This window comes from Stieleria maiorica, assembly GCF_008035925.1.
Taxonomy (GTDB): domain Bacteria; phylum Planctomycetota; class Planctomycetia; order Pirellulales; family Pirellulaceae; genus Stieleria; species Stieleria maiorica.
Window position 1 is genome coordinate 4,721,035 of sequence record NZ_CP036264.1, and the last position, 21,154, is coordinate 4,742,188.

Sequence of the window (21,154 nt, forward strand, 5' to 3'; positions counted from 1 at the left end):
CGCTAGCGAGGAGAGCACAGAAAAAGCCCGAAGCGCAAGCAAGGGAGCAACTTACGTCGCGCCACACCTGCCGGCCCTGTGCGTTTGTCGTCGATCAAACCCCGCACAAAACGACGCTGCCCAGCGAGCCCCCCATCATCTCGCCCCCCATCATCTCGCCCCCATCGTTTTGCCCCCCATCGTTTTGCCCCCCATTATTCTGCCCCGAATCATTCTGCCCCGAATCATTCTGCCATCCCCTGATTCCCCCGCGACACGACATATCTGCCCGCAGACGGATGCGAATGCAACTCAACCGCAGTCAACCAGCCACTTTCGGTCGCTGCCTCGCGGTACGTGAATTGCCAGTCACCGACTTGACCGACATGGCTGGCTCCGCGATCGTCGGACAACCGCGGCACGTCATCCGGCGACACTCCACTAGCCGCCAGCAGGTTGGAGAGCGCCGAGACGGGAAACGGTGTCCCTGCTGGTCGTTTCCCGCGACTCGATCGAGAGGGCGTCTTCGAATCGCGATCCGGCGGCAGCGGCAACGGATCCGCGCTAACGATCAGACAAAGCGACGAAGACTCCGACGACTCTGTCCCACCAATCACCCGGCAATCCGTCGGAAATGCGACCGACAGGAGTTGCTCAAGCCACTCAAGCGTCGGCGGTGGCGGGGGATCTGAATCGCAACCGGGCACGATCAATAGCGCCGCAACAAACAAACCTCTGCAAACCATGTGAAGGAGCTTCATTCCAGATTCGCGAGCACCTCGCCCCCATTGCCGCTGCCCATCGCCCACCACAGACGCAGATCGATGGATTCGGAGCGGAAGTCAACGCTCCCGTCGGCCATCAGCACATGCACTCCGCCGACATGGTAACTTCCCGGCGTCACCAGGTTATTCCCAATGCTTTCACCGCCATAGGTATGGCAGTTTCTTTCGCCGATCGGCATCACGTGCATGTAGGTGTTGGCCGCAAACGTCCAGCCACTGATCCAGGAATGCCCGTGCTTCTTCACGTAACCCGGATCGCCATGTGTCACCGATCCGCAATAGGGCACCCAGCGGTCGAGCGATCGAGCACGAATGGAGCTTCCGCAGAAGGACTGCATGTTCTCATCGACCTCTTCGGAGACATAGCTGCCACCAAACGGACTCTGCACGACAAAGATCACACTGATTTTCCGTTCCGCGATCGCGGCGGTGTTGGACAATCCATCGGTGACGTCTCGGAACTTGACTTTCGGGACATGCCAGGGCTCCGGCTGCGAGGGGTTGAACAAGCCAAAGACCCCATTTTGCCGTTCCAAGGGTCGGCTATCTCCGGGCCAAGAGGAGAGCATCGGCCAGCCTACGTTCGCGGCATAACTTCCGGGGGCAAGTTGTTCGCCGCCGTCGTGAAATTGCACCACCCCCGCAGGGTCCGATGGGCACAGGTAGGTGTCAACCAGAGTCCTGGCGGCGTCCGCATTGGGATGATTGGGCCCGATGCCATAGTTTAAGTAATCGCTGCTATAGCGAAAGTTGCAGTGGTCCGAGAGCGATCTGTCGAAGTCAATCTTGTCATACAGATTCCCTTGTTCAACAAACGGCAGCACCATCGCGAGCCAACTGTAGAACCCGCTACCACAATTGCCGCCGGACGAGTCCGGTCCCGTCGTGGTGGTCGGAACGCAGCGATGCATGCCGTGGTAGTTGTGAACGGCCAGGCCGATCTGCTTCATATTGTTGCTGCACTGGGTCCGCCGCGCGGCCTCGCGAGCCGTCTGAACGGCCGGCAACAGCAATGCGACTAAAATACCGATGATCGCGATCACGACGAGCAACTCGAGCAGCGTGAAAGCGTTGCGGCAGGAACGCAATGGGTGAAAGTTCATCTCGAATCTCCTTGTTCTATTGATGGGCACCGATCCGTGATTCAGTGGTCCGTGATTCCAATACCCCGCACAGCACCGTCGAGCACAGGTTTAGGCTCGACGACGCCTCACGAGAAAGCCGGTCGCGGCCAATGCGATTGCCGCAAAGCTGCTCGGTTCTGGAATGGCGGTCACGTTTCCGACCACAAACCTGAACGTTCCCGTGTCGGTCGCAAATCCGCCGGGCAAGCTACTGTTGAACGCGGTTGCAGTGAGTTGGATGTCATAGACACCTTCTTCCGTGAAGCCCCAGTTGTAGTGGTCGTGACTTCCGACACCTGCGATCGACAACGTATCGCTGGGGCCACCGATGACCCCGTCGTTGGTTTGCATAAATACAGACGGTGTAAATCCGCCCTGCCACAAGGCAAACTGGCCGGGGCCGGAAAAGCCAGTCATTTCGAAGCTCGCCGAATTAAACGGTGCGTCAAGCTCCTCGGTCGCGATCCCGAGAAACGGCAGCCCACCGGCGTTGCTTTGTGGCAAGATCCAGACCGGATCACCGGTGTCCAACCCGAGAAAGGAGATCGGACCGGGAGCGCCGCCGGCGTACAACGCGTCATTGGTAACCCGCACCACCGCCTCACTCGGATCATATTCAACGCCCCCGACGACACCCGTTGGATTGCCGTCCAGGATCGCGTCGCTGCCAAAGTGATAGTGCAGGTGAAGCTCCCCGTCCTCATACGCGAGTCCGATATCGGAATGTCCGGCCGAATACTCCACGACGTCCGCCGCTGCGTTTCCCGCGAATGCAAAAACCACTCCAACCAAGCAAATGCGTGCCGATGTGATGATGAAACGATTCATCTTCGTTTACTCCAAAGAAAACTGATTCAATAAATGAGTGAGTCGCTCGTCAATCATCCGCGCAGTAGCGACCTCAATCCCGCGCGCGAGTCACAAAACTGCCTCAACGGCGACCCCAAGAACGTGCCTTAGCCGTGGACAGATCTTCTAATTGGTGCGTGGTCCGGCAACGAACCGGTCTGTCGATCTGCCTTGCCGACGCTTCGGGTTTCTCTGGAAACAACAGGCCGAAACGGCGCAGGCAGAGGCGAAAACGAATTCGACAACCGTTGGTGTCTAGGCTTTAGGTGATGCCATGTCGCTGCGATGCAGTGACAGCGGTCGGCTAAGGCCTGCACACCAACATTGATGCCGGTGCGGTTCACGCCAGAGACGTCTCGCGCGAGGAGACCGGTGGACCGCGGGGGCGAGAAATCTTAAGTGGCTGCGATTCAGCTTTGAGGGAAGAAACAACCTGCTGACTGCCAAGACATCGGCATCCACACGAAGCCGCTCGGACCTCCCACGCGACGCCGTTTGGCATCGTCAATCGCTGACAGACCGCACAGGAATCGGGGCAATCACCCTTTTGAGATCCATCAACATCCAGTCGAGGTGAATCGTCGCGACTTCCGGTCGGTTCGCAGTGGTCGCGGGCGCAATGGCGGCAACCATGTGTTGGCCCGACCAACACAGTCGTCGGCGTGCCGACCGCAGTACGAATTCGACATTCGCATTCGGCAACATGCATCCACACCGGAACGTGACCAATGCTCACCAGAGCACAAATCACGGTCGCGACGATGGATCGGAATGCGGAAGTCATCTGGGCGGGTAGCGGTGGGAGCGTTAGGCGGATCGCGCAAACCATGCGATCCAAACCGATGACAGCTATCGTACCGACGACGTTGTGGGTTTGCAATCGCTTTGCAACTGCATTTTTATCTCCGAATGCCGTGAGGCCGATTGGAGATGCGGGAAACCGGTGTCCCGGGGGATACCATTGGAGTCATCCGTCTGACGGCCGTCCTCGTGCACTGCGACATCCTTGCACTGCGACATCCTTGCACAGCGCCATCCGTGCACTGCGCCATCCGTGCACTGCGCCATCATTCTGCCCCGAATCATTCTGCCTGCCCTCTCCTCGTTTTCGCGGGCGGGACGGCACGCGCGACTGGTTGACCCGGCGGACAAACAGTCCTACACTTGCACAGTCCTGCAATTGTTTAGTCGAGAGAATGTTGAGTTCGCGAGCCAAACCCAAACCGACGGACGATGATTCGCCGAGTTGCCGAGACGTGGACCACGAGCACCTTCCGGTGGGGGTGAACGACTCTGCCTGTGAGCGTGCGGCGGCGATTTTCCGCGCCCTCGGTGATCCGCAACGGCTACGGTTGCTGATCATGTTGGAGGCCCGGTCGTGTTGCGTCTCGGAACTCGCCCGCGCTCTGGACGAACCGTTGCCCGCGATTTCACAGCGTTTGCGTGTGCTCAAAAGCGAACGGGTCGTCCGATCCCGACGCGAGGGCAAGCACGTTTATTACAGCCTGGCCGACGGGCACATTTCGCGATTGGTGACCAACGGGGTCATGCACGCGATGGAAGACGTTTGACGACGTTTCAACCTACTTCTTGGAGAGTAAGATGGCACACGTTCATGAACATCATGATCACCAACACGGTCCCGATTGTGAACACACCGGCATCCAGCACGGTGACCATGTCGATTACCTTCACGACGGTCACCTGCACCATGTCGACAATGATGGAACCGTGGTCGAGCATAAGTTGGAGGTAACCGAGACCAATCCCGATGTGTGCACGCCCGCACACAATTGTGGGTGTCACGAATCAGGTCACGTCCATGGTCCGGGATGCGGCCACGAACCTGTTCCGCACGGTGATCACATCGACTATCTTGTGGATGGACATTTGCACCACCCCCATGGTGACCATTGCGACGACCACGGCCCGGTGTCGGTGGTCAGCTGATCTGGCTGCAAACGATCAAGGTACAAGAGCGTGCCTGATCAAATCGCGCATTTGACTTTTCTACCGCGGTTGTCTTGGGCCGGAACCGGATGCCGCCAGCGACGCATGTCCGATTCAAACGTTCCATGAAACGACAATCAAGCTCCACCGATTCCACGAAAGACGTGATCCGCGCGGTCGGATTGCGTGCCACTCCGGCGCGACTCGCCACGCTGCAGATGTTGCGCGAGGCGGTCTCGCCGATGACGCATGCGGAAGTCGCCGAGCGATTGGCCGAAAACGGCGTCGATAAAGCGACGGCATTTCGCAACCTGAACGACATGACCGACGCGGGATTGCTTCGCCGCACCGAACTCGGTGATCACGTCTATCGCTTCGAAGAGATTCGCCCCGGCGAAGACTCCGACGCACACCCGCACTTCCTGTGCACCGTCTGCGGGACGGTTTCCTGCTTGGACAACGTCAAATTGACCGCGAGCAGCCAGCGTGCCAGCCAAGAGGTGGGCGAAGTCACCGAGATCCTTCTCCGCGGTCGATGCAACGACTGCAAGTAGGGCACCGCCGCTTGACGCTGGCCCATCGAAACCGGTCTGTTGGAGCAAACGGTTTTTACGTCAGTGTTGGCGAACTCAACGACTCGCCTTCTTGCGGCAGGTCGTACTGGATCCATTCGGGACTCAGATGAAAATCGACCGAGTCCAAACGGCCGGGGCCGAGGTTTTTGTAGGAGTGGGGCACGTTCGCCGGGCCAATCACCAGCGCGCCGGCCTCCGCCTCGAATTGCCGATCACCGACCGTGAAAAGTGCGCGTCCTTCGAGAATGTGAAAGATCTCGTCGTACGGATGCACATGCAAATTTGGCCCCTCACCGACCACATCGGTGCTGTAGCGGATCACGACGCAATCGACGCCAAAGTGATGCCCTTCCTGTGATCCCAGTGGCGGACTCGAACGCTTCAGCCACTCCTCCCCGCGAATATGAACGGGTTCGATCCTGCTTTGCCTAGGCATCATCCACCCTCCCCACCTTAAGAAAAACGCGACCAACTGGTCGACCGATTCGAGACATCAGAACGCAAGCCCACCGTCCACGCAACGCGTGCAAGTGGCACCGCTCACCAACGTCCCACGCGAGTGTAGAACCGTTGTCCCCAACTGTTCCCCCGTGACCGCATCGCGGACACCCCCAAAACGCTCCGCCGACAGGTGCCACCCATAATTCAAGTGGGCACGATAATATGCTAGCAGTCGTGTAGTGGCCACAGATTTGATGGGTGGCACCAAATTGAAGCTAATTGAAGCTGATGGGTGGCACCAAGAATGAAGCTGACAGTTGACTTTCCCGCAACGACTTGGTTTTTCATGCCTCCTTAGTGTTGCGCTCCGCTTTCAGGGCAGAACAGCTGAGGACAGCGGTTCTACACTTTGTGCCGATTCAAGCCCCGTCGCCTATTTGACGTCTGGCATGAACCCTTTGCGGATTCACTACAATGGGCTCGCCCCTGCCATGCCAACCGACTCGAACGGAAACTAGGATGCGGATCCATCTCGTCTTTCACCACGCCCGCGTGGCCGTCATCGGTCTGGTGTCGATCATCGGCACTGCGGCTATCGTTGGCACTGCCGCTGACGCTGTTGCCCAAACCGAATCCCCGATCAAATGGGTCGTCGACAGTCCATTGCCGACGGGCGAAGGGCTTGCGGCGGCCTATTCCGCGGATCACAACATTTCCAGCCATTCGAGTGTCATCTTTTGCGACGACTTCGAGTCCGGTGAGCTTGGGGCGAAGTGGGACGAAACCAGCAATCGCGGTGATGCGTTGGCTTTCGTTGACGAATCGCTCGGCTCCGCTTCACCGACACAAAAATTGCTGGGAAAGCGTTCGCTGAAAGTGACGGCGACCTTGGGTAAAAACACCGGTGGCGGGTTCACCACGTGGTTTCAGCCTGCCGACCGTCTGTTCATCCGCTTCTACACGAAGTTCGACGAAGACTGCGACTACGTGCACCACTTCTGTACGCTGCGAGCCAACAAGTCGCTCCGCGGTGGGGAGCGATGGAGTGGATTCGGAGGGGCCGGAAAACTGCCCGATGGTGAGGAACGTTTTTCCACTGCGATCGAACCGTGGGGAAATTGGGGAAAGTGGTCTCCGCCGGGGCGTTGGAATTTCTACAGCTATTGGCATACGATGAAGCCAAGCCCCGACGGGAAATACTGGGGCAACGGATTTCGTCCCGAAACACAGCCGGACATCGAGCGCGGTGAGTGGATTTGCGTCGAGTTCATGATTCTGCACAATACCCCCGGCAAGAACGACGGCGAGCAAGCGTACTGGATCGACGGAGAGCTTCGCGGGCATTGGACGGGATTCAATTGGCGAACAAGTCCGACTCTTTTTGCGAACGCCTTCACCCTGGAAAGCTACGTGACGGATCGCTGGACCAAGCAGACGGAAAACACTGTTTTCTTCGACAACGTCGTGATCGCGAACGAGTATGTTGGCCCATGTGGACCAGCGAACTAGATCGGCGGGCTGCCCCTTGCAACACGAGTGTCGCAATCGAATCTGCGTCGTTGGGGCAACGCAACTGCACCGCGCACGCGACAATCCGTCGTCTCGGCGACAAACGGCCGTACCCGTCAACCATGACGTATGCGAATCGGGTTGTGGCGACATGCATCTGAATTCAAAGCGGAGAAGACAAGGCCCTTTTGGGCGCTCGTGCCAATGATGTTTCCATCGGGATCACTGCCGTTTCTTTGGTTGTCGGCCATCTTGATCGCAGCAGCCATCGCGCCGGGAGTGCACCGCGTTTTCGGTTCGCGTGGGGGCTGGGCGTTGGCGTTTATTCCCGCCGGAGTCGCGGCACAGATGCTGCGGTTGTGGCCTTCGATTGTTGACATGAAAGTGGTGTCGGCTTCGATTGACTGGGTGCCGGAATTGAATCTGGCATTGACGCTGCGACTGGACGGCCTGAGCTTGCTGTTCGGGTTGTTGATCACGGGCATCGGAGCGTTGGTTGTTGTCTATGCCGCCGGCTATCTGCGTGGCGATGCACGCTTGGGGCGACTATGGATGCTGCTGCTGATGTTCATGGCGGCAATGCTGGGGCTGGTGCTGGCCGACAATCTGTTGTCGTTGTTCATCTTTTGGGAACTGACGAGCATCACGTCGTACTTGTTGATCGGATTCAACAGCGACAAGCCCGAGTCACGGGCGTCGGCGTTACAGGCGTTGCTGGTCACCGGAGCCGGAGGCCTGGCATTGTTGCCGGGCTTGCTATTGCTAGGAGTGGTGGGCGGTTCCTTCGAGCTTTCATCGCTGCTGGATAATGCCGAAGCGATTCGTGAACATTCCTTGTATGTCCCGATGCTGGTGTTGATTCTGGCGGGTGCGTTCACCAAATCGGCTCAGTTCCCATTTTATTTCTGGCTGCCCGCTGCGATGGCAGCCCCCACGCCGGTGAGCGCCTATCTGCATTCGGCCACGATGGTCAAAGCGGGGGTGTATCTGATTGCTCGGTTGCATCCGGTCTTGGGCGGGACGACGGAGTGGTTTTGGATCATTGCCCCGGTCGGCACCATCACGATGCTGTTGGGCGCGTTGTTGGCGCTGCGGTCGACCGACCTGAAACAGATTCTCGCCTACGCGACCATCAGTGTGCTGGGAACGCTGACGATGTTGTTAGGCATCGGAACCGAAGCGACGATAGCGGCCGCTTTGGCGGTCTTGGTCGCGCATGCGTTGTACAAAGGCGGATTGTTCATGGTCGCCGGATCGGTCGATCACGCGATTCATCAGCGTGACATTCGGAAACTCGGCGGACTGCGATCGGCGATGCCCGCCACGTTTGCAGCGGCGTGTTTGGCGGCATTTTCAATGATCGGCATGTTGCCGACGTTCGGGTTTATTGCCAAGGAAATGTGGTACGAAGCGATAGGCAGTCGGGCCGAAGGGGGCTTCTTGACGGCGTCCGTACTGTCAAACATTTTGCTGGTCGCCGCCGTCGGTCTGGTCTGTGTGAATCCATTCTTCGGACGTCGAACCGAGACGACCCAGGGGGCGGAAGAATGTAACCTCGCGACATGGGGACCGCCGATGATTGTCGGCATCGCCGGTCTCTTGCTGGGACTATTGCCGACACGCTTCAGCGAGCTACTATCCGCGGCGAGCCATAGTGTTTCCGGCCATGCGGTGCCGGTCAAATTGGCGTTATGGCACGGCGTGAACCTGACGCTGTTGTTGTCGCTGCTGACGTTGGCCGGGGGCATCACGCTATATTGGCAGCGGCATCGGCTGGGATGGTTATTGAATGGATTTGAAGGTTTGACGAAGCTCGGTCCGGCGCGGATGTACGACCGGATGCTGTCCGCCGTGATCCACTTTGCAACCGGGCTGACGGCGATCCTGCAAAATGGATACCTGCGGTTTTACCTGCTCACGATGGTCGGACTGACGGTCTTTAGCGTCTGGATGGCATTGGGAAGCGAGTTGCTGTCCCACCTGGAGCCGATGTCGCTTGATTTTCGCATCCACGAAATCTTTTTGATCGGATTGATTCTGCTGGCATCGGTCGTTGCGGTTCGCGCGACGACGTGGCTGCTGGCGGTGGGAGCCCTCGGGGTCGTGGGGTACGGCGTCGCAGGGATCTTTGTCCTGTTTGGTGCCCCCGACTTGGCCATGACGCAGTTCGTGATCGAAACGTTGACGGTCGTTCTATTCGTCCTTGCGTTTTCACGTCTGCCCGACTTCCGCCGTCTGTCCTCGGTTCCGACACGCGTCCGAGATGCCGTGATCGCAGTGATCGCGGGCGCAACGATCACGGCCTTGTTGCTGTTCGCGATCACGGTTCGCAGCGACCATCCGATTTCGGACTATTACAGCGCCCACAGCGTTACGGAGGCGCATGGTCGAAACCTGGTGAACGTGATTTTGGTGGACTTCAGGGCGCTCGACACGCTCGGCGAAATCACGGTACTGTCGATTGCGGCGATCGGCGTCTACTCCCTGTTAAAGCTACGCGCGTCAAACGGCAGTGCTGCTAACGATGGCGCACCGGAGGGACCACCGGCGACGGTTGCCCAACGATCGGAGGGCATGTGACGATGGACTCTGTGATCTTGAAGACCGCGATTCGGTTCCTATTTCCGTTGCTGTTGCTCTCATCGGTGTTTCTGTTTTTGCGCGGCCACAATGAGCCCGGAGGTGGATTTGTGGGTGGTTTGGTGGCCAGCGGCGCCATTGCCCTGTATGCGATGACGCACGATGTCGCGGCGGCCCGCCGGGTGCTGCGGGTGTCGCCGCGCGTGCTGATCGGTTCGGGACTCCTGACGGCACTTTGTTCCGGCCTTGCTCCGTTGGCGCTCGGTCGCCCCTTTTTGACGGGGCTTTGGATCAATGTCAGGTCCGACGGAATGGGCAAGATTCATCTTGGAACCCCGTTGTTATTTGACCTGGGTGTTTATTGCGTGGTGACCGGGGTCTCACTGGTGTTCGTTTTTTCCCTTCTTGAAGAGTAGGTGTCATGGATATCGCTTTAGCCGTCACCGTCGGCGGTTTGTACGCGGCGGGCATCTACATGATGTTGCGTCGCAGCGTCGTCAAGCTGCTGATCGGGCTCGGTCTGCTCAGTCATGCCGCCAATCTGCTGATTTTCACGGCCGGAGGAATCGTGCGCGGTCGCGTACCAGTGGTCCCGACCGGTCAATCGCAACCGATCGCGGAGATCGCTGACCCTTTGCCCCAGGCACTTATTTTGACCGCCATCGTGATCAGCTTTGCGGTGTTGGCGTTTGCGCTCGTGCTGATCTACCGCACCTACCAAACATTGGGGACGGATGATCTGGACCAACTGAAGGCGACCGACACGTGAATTCACAACTCGCCGTCATTCTGCCGATCGCAGTCCCGCTTGCCACCATGGCGATTTCATTGCTGGCGTGGAAGTCGATCGCTGCACAGAAATGGATCGGGTGTACCGGATCGGTGCTGTTGTTCGTATCGGCCGCTGCGCTGATGTGGCTGGTGGACCGCGATGACATCATTGTGTTGCAGGTCGGACGTTGGCCCGCGCCGTTCGGCATCACGCTGGTCGCCGATCGACTGAGCGCGATCATGGTGATGCTGGCGGGGTTGGTCATGCTATCAGTGACCGTGTACTCGCTGGCAACGATCGACGATCGCCGCGTCGATTACGGTTTTTTCCCCCTGATTCATTTATTGCTGATGGGAGTCTGCGGAGCGTTTTTGACCGGCGACCTGTTCAACCTTTATGTCTGGTTCGAAGTGATGCTGATCGCGTCCTTCGTGCTACTGACTTTAGGCGGGGAACGCGGCCAACTGGAAGGAGCGATCAAGTATGTCGCGTTGAATCTGATTTCTTCGGCGGCCTTTTTGGCGGCCATCGGAGTGATTTATGCTGCCACCGGTACGTTGAACATGGCCGACCTGGCGGTAAAACTGCGGAGTTTTCCCGACGAAGGCATCGTCACGGTGCTGGCGATGTTGTTTTTGATCGCGTTTGGCACGAAAGCCGCCGTCTTCCCGCTATTTTTTTGGCTGCCCGCGTCGTACCACACTCCCCCGGTCGCCGTCTCGGCGATCTTCGCCGGGCTGCTGACGAAAGTGGGTGTGTACTCGCTGATTCGAGCCTTCACGCTATTGTTCGTGACCGATTTGGCGTTTACGCACAATCTGTTGTTGCTGATCGCGGGGCTGACCATGGTGACGGGGGTGTTTGGTGCGATGGCGCAAAGCGAAATCCGCCGCATCCTGTCGTTTCATATCGTCAGCCAGATCGGATACATGCTGATGGGTTTGGCCTTGTTCACGCCGCTGGCTCTCGCCGGTTCGGTCTTCTACATCATTCACCACATTGTGGTGAAAACGAATCTGTTTTTAATTGGCGGGATTGCGGAGCGCCGCTTCGGAAGCGGAAAGCTTTCCGATATTGGTGGCTTGCAACAATCGATGCCCGTGTTGGCAATCCTGTTCTTCCTGTCGGCGATGTCGCTGGCCGGGATTCCACCATTGTCTGGGTTCTTTGCCAAACTGACCCTGATACGCGGCGGCTTGGAAACGGAGCGCTACGCTATTGTCACAGCGGCATTGTTGGTCAGCCTGCTCACGTTGTTCTCGATGACTAAGATTTGGGCCGAAGCATTTTGGAAGCTGGCGCCGGAAGATGCGCGATCGGCATCCCCCGCAATCTTCGCCTCCCGCCATAATCGCTTCGCACTGTTCGGGCCCATCGTGATGCTGGTGTCCATTACGGTAGGGATCGGGCTACTCGCCGGACCAGTCATGAAAGTCTCCTACGCCGCAGCCGAGCAACTGCTTGATCCCGACACGTACGTCGATGCCGTCTTGCCTGACCGTTTGCAGATTGAACCCGACCGCTGGCAGATTGAAAACGATCTCACTCAGCACGCCCCGACGACCAACCGAGATCCCACGCCCGATCGCGAGTCGATCGCGGTGGGACAAATGACACCGGTGCTTGAGGAGGCCTTTCAATGACACACTTCGTGTTCAATATTCTATTGTCACTGGTCTGGGCCTTGGCAAGCGGCCAGATCTCACTCGTCAGCCTGGTGGTCGGATTCATCCTGGGCTATTGCGTGCTGTGGTGCGCCCAACCCTTGATGACGCCGACTCGCTACTTCCGACGACTACCTTTGGCGATTCGGTTCGCCGGTTTTTTTCTTTGGCAACTCGTGCTTTCGAATCTGCGCGTCGCCTACGACGTCATCACGCCTCATTTGTACATGCATCCCGGAATCGTTGCCGTGCCGTTGGACGCGAAGACGGATCAGGAAATCACCTTTCTGGCCAACCTGATCACATTGACGCCCGGGACGCTCAGCCTGGACGTATCCGAAGACCGACGGACGCTGTACGTGCATGCGATGTTTGTTGACAGCCCCGAAAAGGTACGCGACACGATCAAACAGGGCTTCGAGCGGCGATTGCTGGAGTTGCTTCGATGACCCCGTCTGTGTTCTTGATCGAATTGATGTCGACCACGCCTTTGCTCGCGGCGACGACGTGGGTGAACCTGACGGCACGCATTTCGATGTTTCTACTCGTAATTGCAGTGGGTCTGGCATTCCTGCGGGTCGTGCTCGGGCCAACCTTTCCCGACCGCGTAGTCGCGTTGGACCTGGTCGCAACGTTGCTGGTGGGGTTGATCGCGGTCAGTGCGATCGAGACCGGCGACGCGATCTTTCTGCGAGTCGCGATGGTGGCCGCATTGTTCAATTTCATCGGAACGATCGGGTTTTGTTGGTATCTTCAAAGGGGCCCCAAAAAATGAGTGATCTCGTTACGATCCTGCTGCTGATCACTGGCACCTGCTTCGCATTGCTGGCCGCCGTTGCGGTCGTCCGAATGCCTGACCTGTACACGCGCATGCACGGCGCAACCAAGAGTGCAACGCTTGGCGTCGGTTGCACGGTGTTGTCGGCAGCGGTGGGCTTGGCCAACATGGAAACGACGACCGTCGCGATTCTGATCATCGGGTTCCTGTTTGTGACGTCTCCGGTCGCGGCCCACATGATCGGCCGAGCCGCCTATCGACAACAGAGTCCGATGTGGAAGGACACGGTGATCGACGAGTCGCCGCGGGGGCCTTCAGAAACCGACCTGCCGGACGACCAGGGCGACAATACGCTGTGATTTACTTGGGTGCGGTAACTGCCTATTGTGAAATGATCGGCAAAACCCGGGCCACGGCACGGTTCTTGCAATCGGCGACCTGGAGAACAGGCAACTTTCTGTACACACCCGTGTCAAACTGAGTCCGGGAATGGCCAAACCTCACTCCAATCTCGCGACCCTGACCGCCGTGGCTCAATGGTTGGCGGTGGTGACTGCCGTTGCCACGTTGTACCTTGCCAAGGATGTGTTTATTCCTTTGGCGCTGGGGATCCTTCTTTCTTTCCTGCTCAGCCCCCTGGTCAATCGTTTACAGCGTTTGGGCGTGCCGAACGTGATGGCTGTGGTTGCGACTGCACTGCTGGCCTTTGCAGTGTTAGGCGGCGTCTTCACGCTGCTGGGTCGAGAATTGACCAACCTGGTCGGCGAGCTACCGCAATACAAGCATGAACTCGTTCACAAAGCGCGCGGGGTTGCTGGGCTGACCGATGGAATGGGCGGTTCGCTTGATGACTTGGCAGAGGAAGTCAGCGAGGCAATCGAGGAGGGCAGCGAAGCCGAGTCGGAATCGCCGCCGGAGTCTCGAAACGTGATTCAAAGCTGGACGGACCGGCTTTTGCCCGCCCAGCTGGCGAAGCCGGAGAAAACTCATGATGGAAAGACTGCGAAGTCGCCTCTGTACGTGACGGAGGTTCAGGGCGAGTTGCCTCTGGCGACGTGGGCGACCACTGCCGGTACCGTTCTCGGCCCACTCGCCACCGCTGGCTTGGTCACCGTGTTTGCCTTGTTCATTCTGATTCACCGAGAAGACCTACGAGATCGAATTATCGCCGTCGTCAGTCAGGGCGACTACGTTACGACCACTGAAATCCTCGACGAAGCGGCTCAGCGAATCAGCCGCTACCTCCTTGCCCAGACGGTGATCAACACCGGTTATGGCGTCGTCTTGACGTTGGGGCTAACGGCAATCGGAACACTGATGACCGTGGACGGGTTTCCCAATGCGGTCTTGTGGGGTGTGATGGCGACGTGCCTGCGGTTTGTTCCTTACGTGGGGCCGACTGCCGCAGCCATTTTTCCCTCGGTGATCGCTTTAGCGGTCTTTCCCGGCTACTCCGTGTTTTTGTCGGTGGTCGCATTGATCACCGTGATGGAATTGATTTGCAATAACATCATCGAACCTTGGCTGTACGGCACCAGCACCGGGATTTCGGCGATCGCAGTCATTCTTGCGGCAGTGTTTTGGGGCTGGCTTTGGGGGCCGGTCGGTTTGTTGTTGTCGACACCCTTGACAGTTTGCTTTGTCGTATTGGGAAGGTATGTTCCCCGTTTTGGAATGCTGTCCACCTTGCTCGGTGAAGAAGTGGCGATTCAACCGTCAATGCGCATCTATCAACGGCTGCTCGCCGGTGATGAGTATCGAGCGAGAGAGATTCTGCGGACGCACGTCGCTGAAGAAGGTATCGCGAATACCGCCGACCGAGTGATCGTACCGGCGTTGAAGCGAATCAGAATTGATCAAGATGCCGAACGTCTGGCCGATTCGGATGCCGAACGTCTGTTCGCATTGGCCGGCGGATTGATCGCCGACCTGCAAAACGACCTCGTGCCAACAGATACTCAAGTGAGCGAATCGGAACCGACCAGCCACTGCGAAACCAGCCAGGACCAATATCCGACCGTCATCGGCTGCACATCACATCACTTCAGTGAAACGCTTCTCCTGAATCTACTTCGCGTCACTGGCCGTGAATGCTTCAACCTGCACGCGATCGACGACGAAACGCTGCCGTTGGAAGTGGGGCAAGAAATCGCCACCGCGCAGCCGACCGTGATTGTCATCTTCGTACTACCGCCCGGCGGCTTTGCCCAAGGACGTTACCTGTGCACGTCGATTCGTGAGGCAGGTTTCAACGGCCCGATCATCGTCGCTTGCATGGGTAAGTTCAAAAACTACGACAAGCTGTTCGTCAGGTTTCGCAAGGCGGGCGCGACCAGCATGACAACCTCGTTCTCCCAAACCCACAACAAAATCGAGTCGCTACTTCAGCGCCGCGACCGTATCGCGTCAACCCAACCTGCAAAACCTGCCGTCGATCACTACAGCCTAACGGAGAAACCATGACATCGATTCTATTGGTCGACGACCACGATGACATCCGCGATGTGGTGACGCGACACTTGCAAAAGCATGGGTTCACCGTTGCCACGGCGACCAATGGCGTGGAAGCCGTTCTCGCGGTCGCTCAATCTGCGCCGTCTTTAATTCTGATGGACATCAACATGCCAGAACTTGATGGCATCGAAGCCACGATGCAAATCCGATCTACCGATCCGGAAGTCCGCATCCCCGTGATCGCCCTGACCGCGTATGCCTTGCCCGATGACGAAGCACGCGCAATGGCCGCCGGTTGCGACGCATTTCACCCGAAACCGATCGATTTCGATCGACTGCGAGAGCAAATCCGAACGCTCATCAGCTAAACCCATTCGGCATGAAAACGAGTAAGTGTTGTCGGCTGGCAGGGGGCATGGCACAATAGACAATGCGATTCTAAATCGAGCGAATGGAAGAGTGCGGCAGCATCGTGCCGGCAGCATTGTTGCCTGAGCACTCGCATCCCGCATCGGCGAAGCATCGGGCCAAAACTGCTTCTGGCTTGCAGGCAATAAGCATCAATCCCCCTCGATATCACTCGCTTCCATATCCGCATTTTCGGTTTCGATTTCCGAGCTCGAATCGTTTCTTTCGCTCGCCGTGGGACTGGTTCGAGAGGGCGCTTCTGGGGGATGAAACCCCGACACACGGGGCGCCCGTCCGCTACTGCGTTGCCTCGATTCCCACTTTGCCTTCATCCATTCGGCGTACTGTTGCTTGGTAATCGGCGGCTTGGCGTCGAGATCCCGCGCTGCCAACTTCGCCAGCTCGTCTTTGGAGATGAGGCCGTCCTTGTCCAAGTCCGCGCGAGCGAACATCATTTCGGCGAGGGCGCTCATTCGTTTTCGAATCTCCTCTTGAGAAGGCCTGCCCGGTGACGGGGCGCGTCCGGGCGGAGACGCAACCACGCCGGCGCGAGTCGGTGGTCGTGAAAACGACTGAAATTTCATCACTTGAAGATTCGATGATTCCAAAATGTTGGCTGTCACGATGAACAGAATCTCTTTCTTCTGATCGTCCGACTGCTGCATCAGTCCGCCAACCGCAATCGCGCTGCCGTCGCGAATCTGAATCGTCGTCTGATGGGTCAGCTGGGCGGTGCCTTGAGGAGTCTCCTGCTCGTCGGAAATCGACTTCACTCCCGATTTGGTGAAGTCTAGTTCGACCAGCACGTGTTCGCCTGAGACCCTTGATCGAAGCTGAATGATCGTTCCGGTACTGGTGCTCTGGTACGAAGTCTGCACTTGACCGCTTCCCGATCGAATCGTGCCGGTGCGGATCGGGACCGTTTCGCCGATCTGAAGCATGCACTCACTGTCTTCCAGCACGGTCATGTCTGCATGATTGATGAGCGTTACCCGCTCTTCTCGCTCCAGTTTGGCGACTGTCGACAGGACCTTTTGCGTCGGCCCGGAGAGCAGGCGACGTGTTTCTTCGCGGAGTCTGTCAGGGGACTCCACTAACAAAACTTGAATGCGGATGCTGTGCTTTTCGGCGGACTGCACCGGTTCGTCGGCGGACAACCAAGCGGCGCTGAAAAAGATGCAAAACACAGCAACCAGTGTTTGAACATTCATCATCATTCCTTAACGGTTGGAAAGATTTCGCGACTGACGCGACGCGGCCAGGACCTCGCAGAGCTATAGCTTACTCGAACTGCCGAACGGGATTGCGATCCACCGCCGCTGGACTTGCCCTTTGACAAACAAGCGAACTGGTTCGCTTGCGAAAGAAGAGCCGAAAGTTTAGGTTTGCCCCGAGTTCTGCCATCGGGCCGCGTCAAACTGCAGAGAACGGTTGCACACTATGATTCACTTTTCGGGACCGTTTTTGGCTGCCTCCGTTGCAGCGTTAACCGTTTCCTTGGTTGCTTTCACTGGATGCGAACGGACCTCCAATTCATCGACATCGGCACCGGTCGGTGCAACCGACTCAATCTTGACGGAACCTGCAGAGGGCCAGGCAGCGTGGGAGGGCCAAAAAGGCGAAAACGCGACGACTGTCATCAGCGGCAACTTGGACAATGTCGATTGGGGTTCACTGGTCGGACAGCAGGTGAGAATCGACGGAGACCTGGTTGTCGTTGACACCTTCAATTTGATGCATCGCGGCCAAGTCGTCGTCGCCCGAGAGCGGATTTTCATTCCCACCGAGCATGTCGATCCGAACGATACGGATCCCAACGGAACAGCCCACGAAGGTGGTCGCAACGTGGCCGCGGTCACCGCAGCACAAACTCACAACGACAACTCCACGATCACGATCGACGACGGTTCAACCGCAGAAAATGTTTTCCCACCCGCACTTTTCCCAACTCTCGGGACGAGCGAAGCGACGGTACGCTTGGGTTCGGTAGTGGAGGGAGTTTCAGGGCGCTTGATCGAATCCGGGAATCAATTGACGCTTGTTCCGGATCAACCCCTTCGGTGGATTCCGAGTCCTCGTCCGCAGCGACCCTCGCTTGGAGAGGCTGACGTGACGGTGGCCGGATTCAACCTGCTGAACTATTTCAGCACGATCGACGACGGCAGAAACAATGCTCGGGGAGCCGATTCGGCTGCGGAATTGCAGCGTCAAGAAGCGAAGCTCGCTTCCGCGATCGTTGCGTTGCAAGCCGACGTTATCGGATTGATGGAACTGGAAAATGGCGTCGAAGCGGAACAAAAGCTTGTTTCGGCCGTCAACAAGGTCATCGGAAAAGATGTGTTCAAATCAAGCGGTCTTCCCGAAGGCTTTCGCCGTCTCCCCGGCGCTGGCGATGCGATCCGCGTGGGCATCATCTACAGGAAAGATCGCGTTGTCCCAACCGACAAGCTCTCCAGTATTGATGACAGGGTCTTTGCAACGGCACGAACTCCGCTCCTACAAAGCTTCCGTTCCGTTGAGGGAGGAAGCCCATTTACCGTCATCGTCAACCATTTCAAATCGAAGGGCGGCGCGAGCGACGCGGATACGGCCAATAGAAACAAAGGAGATGGGCAAGGAGCATTCAACGCCGCGAGACGCAACCAAACACTCGCAATCGTTGATTACATCGACCATCAGACCACCACCGGAGGTCCCTCGCGCATCCTCGTTCTAGGCGACTTCAATGCCTATCGACAAGAAGATCCGATCGACGCCCTGCGAGCACACGGGCTGGTCGATTTACACGACCGTTTTGCCAGGAATCGATCACAAGGAAATCCGGACACCTATTCTTACGTGTATTTCGGCCAGTCCGGCAGTCTGGATCATGCGTTTGCGACGAAGACACTCGCAGCCGATGTGACCGGAATCGCCACCTGGCACATCAACGCAGACGAACCACGGTTTTTGGACTACAACCAAGAGTTCAACCCCAAGGCATTGTTCAACGCTGATCCCTATCGCAGTTCGGACCACGATCCGATCCTCATTGGACTAAACAACACAGTCGATTGAAGGCCGACGCTTTTCGACCGGAGATGCTACCATCGAGGTTTGAAGCGATCGTGGATTTGATTGGCGATCAACTCGCGGCTCACCTCTGGCGAATGGTCCTGGGTGCGTTCGATGTCTTCGATTGCCGCCGCGAGCTCATTGTCTTTGATGATTTCGCGGAACCAGTTGGAATAGTCGTGCCGTCGCAGGTGATACGTCCAAGTGTCGTCGTCCACACCTTCGGCTGTTTTGATGAATTCCTTCAGATTTGCGGACGCGAGCGACAGCTTCTCTTCTGGCCCGCGAAAGACGAATTGCAAGGCCGCGTCCATGTCGCCTTCATAATAGCTGTGTTGATGCCGCTGCGAATTGCCGTTCGGTGCGAGTCTGCTGAACCAAGTCGGACGATTGATCTCACGCGACCATGCCAATGCACCATGTTCAAGGAATTCTGGGGACGGCGGAAACTCGGGAACAGATTCTCCCATGATTTCACAACATGCTTCGATCGCCGACTGCGGCTCCTTCGCGATCGAGATAATCCAGTCGACACGATTCAGAACGGCCGGCGAGATTTCATCGTGGTAGGCGGTAATGAAAATAATGCCGGACAACTCGTCGCCGCTCCACATCGTCGCGGGCTGCCAGTCTTTCGGAGCCGCATAGTGAGCTTCGTCAACGATAATCCAGTGCGGTCGTCCGGTACGACTGCGAAGTTCCGCGAGAGCGCGAAACAACTTGTTGAAGTATTCCGGACGGTCCTGTTTTTCAATTCCAAAAAAACTGACGACACAGTGATCATCCGGCTGTTCTAACACGCCGATGACTTCTTCGACATCCGGCGCTCGTTCGGCCGTCCCCAACGTGATCGATTCTTCAAGACCTTGGTAGTCACCTTCGGGATCGATCACACAGAATTGCTGACCGCGTTGCGATAGCAGCTCCAAAACGCTGATCGCGAACTTGCTTTTTCCGCCGCCCGGCCCGCCCGTCACCAAGACACTTTGGTTGTGGCCCGGAATGGCGAAGGGGCGTCCGTCGAGCGTGCTGCCGATCGTAAGCCTTTGATCGGCGCGTTCCCGCATTTCGGCCAAGTCTCCCTCGATGATGCGCTCAATCAGCTCCTCCACACCGGCACCTCGCGGTTTCGTCAAGACGATGTCGGCCATCTCTTTAACCGAAGGCAACGCATTGTCGACAGCGGCGGCGACGCTACACGAACGCATCATCGCAACATCGTTTTCCGCATCGCCAACAGCGACAACGTTGTGTGGTGAGAAACCGAGTTGATGAAGCGCCTTCGCCAGTCCTGAGGCTTTGTTGACGCCACTGGGCAGCAACATCACCGCGTCTTTGTTAAAGATGATTTGCAGGTCAAGTCCGAACTCGTGAATGACTTCCAGCGAGATGGTTTCGAACGGCTGCCAAGTCGCCACGATGCAGCGTCCAGTTTCCAGTCGACTAACCCCACGCTCGCGGAGGGCGTGAACGAACTCGGCAGGCGGTGCCTCGGCGAGTTGAGTTTCCTCGCCGCTGGAGCTATCAAACAGCAGTGCTCCATTCTCCGCCACGATGCGATCGAACAACGAGACGTGGGGGAACAACTCAAGCACCGGTTCCAAACGGCGGCCGGTCACCAGAATTAATTTCCGCCCCGTTTCACGCAGGCGACGCAGCGAATCGACAGTGGATTCAGCAACGTAGCCATCTCTCGCCAACGTGCCATCATAATCGGCTGCCAAAACGTGGTATTGCACTGGCATTCCTATAGGTTCAGTTTTCTGCCGATCCGAGTTCGCAGACCGAACGCGCAGCGAATCTCGACATCGAAAATATTTCAAGCATCCCGGCGTATCGATTCCATTCTCAGAGCCTTGCTTCACAACAATCACAAGGTTCCTTGAGACCGTCCGTTGGGCAATTCGTGTACCAAATCGCTGCGACCAATTCCGTTCGAACGATGGTCTGCCTTTGGTTCGGAAGCGACATTCGGCTTCCACCGAGGATTCTCAGAATTGCGTTCGCTGAATAGGGCAAGACGCTGAGCGATTGGGGCTGTCCCAATGGAACCGATTGGTCGGAAGAATGCCAATCGAGCTGAATTGCGACCAGCCGCTGTGACCCGAAATCGCCTTGATCGTGACGGCCCTCGCAAGGTTTTGCAGAGAGAGGGTTGTTTTTCAATCGTTTTCGTGGGCGGCGAAAACCGCCGGGCAGCCGTGACGGCAGGTCCCGTACGACTGGCACACC

Annotated in this window: 20 protein-coding genes; 14 read left to right on the top strand and 6 right to left on the bottom strand. The window is 57.5% G+C overall.

The window, feature by feature from the left end:
* Positions 1-224 precede the first annotated feature (224 nt).
* The 3 genes from Mal15_RS15970 to Mal15_RS15980 all read right to left on the bottom strand — a co-directional run bounded on the left by Mal15_RS15970 (position 225) and on the right by Mal15_RS15980 (position 2,716).
* Positions 225-740 carry a hypothetical protein gene (locus Mal15_RS15970; protein ID WP_147868682.1) on the bottom strand — a complete coding sequence of 172 codons (516 nt, stop codon included), beginning with the start codon at positions 738-740 and terminating at the stop codon, positions 225-227.
* Positions 737-1,867, bottom strand: coding sequence for a DUF1559 domain-containing protein (locus tag Mal15_RS15975; protein WP_147868683.1), 1,131 nt, complete (start codon positions 1,865-1,867; stop codon positions 737-739). The genes Mal15_RS15970 and Mal15_RS15975 overlap by 4 nt, the downstream gene beginning before the upstream one ends.
* Before the next feature lie 90 nt (positions 1,868-1,957).
* Positions 1,958-2,716 carry a choice-of-anchor M domain-containing protein gene (locus Mal15_RS15980; protein WP_147872076.1) on the bottom strand — a complete coding sequence of 253 codons (759 nt, stop codon included), beginning with the start codon at positions 2,714-2,716 and terminating at the stop codon, positions 1,958-1,960.
* A gap of 1,217 nt (positions 2,717-3,933) precedes the next feature.
* Between Mal15_RS15980 and Mal15_RS34410 the strand changes: the two genes are divergently transcribed.
* The 3 genes from Mal15_RS34410 (at position 3,934) to Mal15_RS15990 (ending at position 5,241) form a co-directional block, all read left to right on the top strand.
* On the top strand, positions 3,934-4,308 hold the full coding sequence (locus tag Mal15_RS34410) for an ArsR/SmtB family transcription factor (protein WP_199773872.1): 375 nt from the start codon (positions 3,934-3,936) through the stop codon (positions 4,306-4,308).
* A 31-nt stretch (positions 4,309-4,339) separates the two neighbouring features.
* Positions 4,340-4,687, top strand: coding sequence for a hypothetical protein (locus tag Mal15_RS34415; protein ID WP_199773873.1), 348 nt, complete (start codon positions 4,340-4,342; stop codon positions 4,685-4,687).
* 125 nt (positions 4,688-4,812) lie between these two features.
* Complete coding sequence (locus Mal15_RS15990) at positions 4,813-5,241, top strand: Fur family transcriptional regulator (RefSeq protein WP_147868684.1); 429 nt, start codon at positions 4,813-4,815, stop codon at positions 5,239-5,241.
* Between the two features lie 55 nt (positions 5,242-5,296).
* Here the strand turns inward: Mal15_RS15990 and Mal15_RS15995 are convergent, their stop codons facing one another.
* Positions 5,297-5,698 (bottom strand): cupin domain-containing protein, encoded by a 402-nt coding sequence (locus Mal15_RS15995; RefSeq protein WP_147868685.1) that lies wholly within the window; start codon positions 5,696-5,698, stop codon positions 5,297-5,299.
* A 524-nt stretch (positions 5,699-6,222) separates the two neighbouring features.
* On the opposite strand from Mal15_RS15995, the gene Mal15_RS16000 reads away from it, so the two are divergent.
* The 10 genes from Mal15_RS16000 to Mal15_RS16045 all read left to right on the top strand — a co-directional run bounded on the left by Mal15_RS16000 (position 6,223) and on the right by Mal15_RS16045 (position 15,828).
* Complete coding sequence (locus Mal15_RS16000) at positions 6,223-7,212, top strand: hypothetical protein (protein ID WP_147868686.1); 990 nt, start codon at positions 6,223-6,225, stop codon at positions 7,210-7,212.
* 204 nt (positions 7,213-7,416) lie between these two features.
* Positions 7,417-9,792, top strand: coding sequence for a putative monovalent cation/H+ antiporter subunit A (locus Mal15_RS16005; RefSeq protein ID WP_199773874.1), 2,376 nt, complete (start codon positions 7,417-7,419; stop codon positions 9,790-9,792).
* Positions 9,793-9,794: 2 nt separating this feature from the next.
* Positions 9,795-10,208 (top strand): Na+/H+ antiporter subunit B, encoded by a 414-nt coding sequence (locus tag Mal15_RS16010; protein WP_147868687.1) that lies wholly within the window; start codon positions 9,795-9,797, stop codon positions 10,206-10,208.
* A gap of 5 nt (positions 10,209-10,213) precedes the next feature.
* Entirely contained in the window at positions 10,214-10,561 is a 348-nt protein-coding gene (locus Mal15_RS16015; RefSeq protein ID WP_147868688.1) for a Na+/H+ antiporter subunit C, read from the top strand.
* Positions 10,558-12,207, top strand: a complete 1,650-nt coding sequence (locus tag Mal15_RS16020; RefSeq protein ID WP_147868689.1) for a Na+/H+ antiporter subunit D — start codon at positions 10,558-10,560, stop codon at positions 12,205-12,207. Before Mal15_RS16015 ends, Mal15_RS16020 begins: the two co-directional genes overlap by 4 nt.
* Positions 12,204-12,677 carry a Na+/H+ antiporter subunit E gene (locus Mal15_RS16025; RefSeq protein ID WP_147868690.1) on the top strand — a complete coding sequence of 158 codons (474 nt, stop codon included), beginning with the start codon at positions 12,204-12,206 and terminating at the stop codon, positions 12,675-12,677. The genes Mal15_RS16020 and Mal15_RS16025 overlap by 4 nt, the downstream gene beginning before the upstream one ends.
* Entirely contained in the window at positions 12,674-13,003 is a 330-nt protein-coding gene (locus tag Mal15_RS16030) for a monovalent cation/H+ antiporter complex subunit F (RefSeq protein ID WP_199773876.1), read from the top strand. Before Mal15_RS16025 ends, Mal15_RS16030 begins: the two co-directional genes overlap by 4 nt.
* Positions 13,000-13,365 carry a monovalent cation/H(+) antiporter subunit G gene (gene mnhG / locus Mal15_RS16035; RefSeq protein WP_147868691.1) on the top strand — a complete coding sequence of 122 codons (366 nt, stop codon included), beginning with the start codon at positions 13,000-13,002 and terminating at the stop codon, positions 13,363-13,365. The genes Mal15_RS16030 and mnhG overlap by 4 nt, the downstream gene beginning before the upstream one ends.
* Before the next feature lie 130 nt (positions 13,366-13,495).
* Positions 13,496-15,469 (top strand): AI-2E family transporter, encoded by a 1,974-nt coding sequence (locus tag Mal15_RS16040; protein WP_147868692.1) that lies wholly within the window; start codon positions 13,496-13,498, stop codon positions 15,467-15,469.
* Positions 15,466-15,828, top strand: coding sequence for a response regulator (locus Mal15_RS16045; protein WP_147868693.1), 363 nt, complete (start codon positions 15,466-15,468; stop codon positions 15,826-15,828). Before Mal15_RS16040 ends, Mal15_RS16045 begins: the two co-directional genes overlap by 4 nt.
* Positions 15,829-16,020: 192 nt before the next feature.
* On the opposite strand, the gene Mal15_RS16050 is transcribed toward Mal15_RS16045, so the two are convergent.
* Positions 16,021-17,079 carry a hypothetical protein gene (locus Mal15_RS16050; RefSeq protein WP_167546849.1) on the bottom strand — a complete coding sequence of 353 codons (1,059 nt, stop codon included), beginning with the start codon at positions 17,077-17,079 and terminating at the stop codon, positions 16,021-16,023.
* Positions 17,080-17,308: 229 nt separating this feature from the next.
* Between Mal15_RS16050 and Mal15_RS16055 the strand changes: the two genes are divergently transcribed.
* Positions 17,309-18,925 carry an ExeM/NucH family extracellular endonuclease gene (locus Mal15_RS16055; protein ID WP_147868695.1) on the top strand — a complete coding sequence of 539 codons (1,617 nt, stop codon included), beginning with the start codon at positions 17,309-17,311 and terminating at the stop codon, positions 18,923-18,925.
* A 26-nt stretch (positions 18,926-18,951) separates the two neighbouring features.
* Here Mal15_RS16055 and Mal15_RS16060 read toward each other — a convergent pair whose 3' ends face one another.
* Entirely contained in the window at positions 18,952-20,661 is a 1,710-nt protein-coding gene (locus Mal15_RS16060; protein WP_167546851.1) for an HAD-IIB family hydrolase, read from the bottom strand.
* Positions 20,662-21,154: the final 493 nt, after the last annotated feature.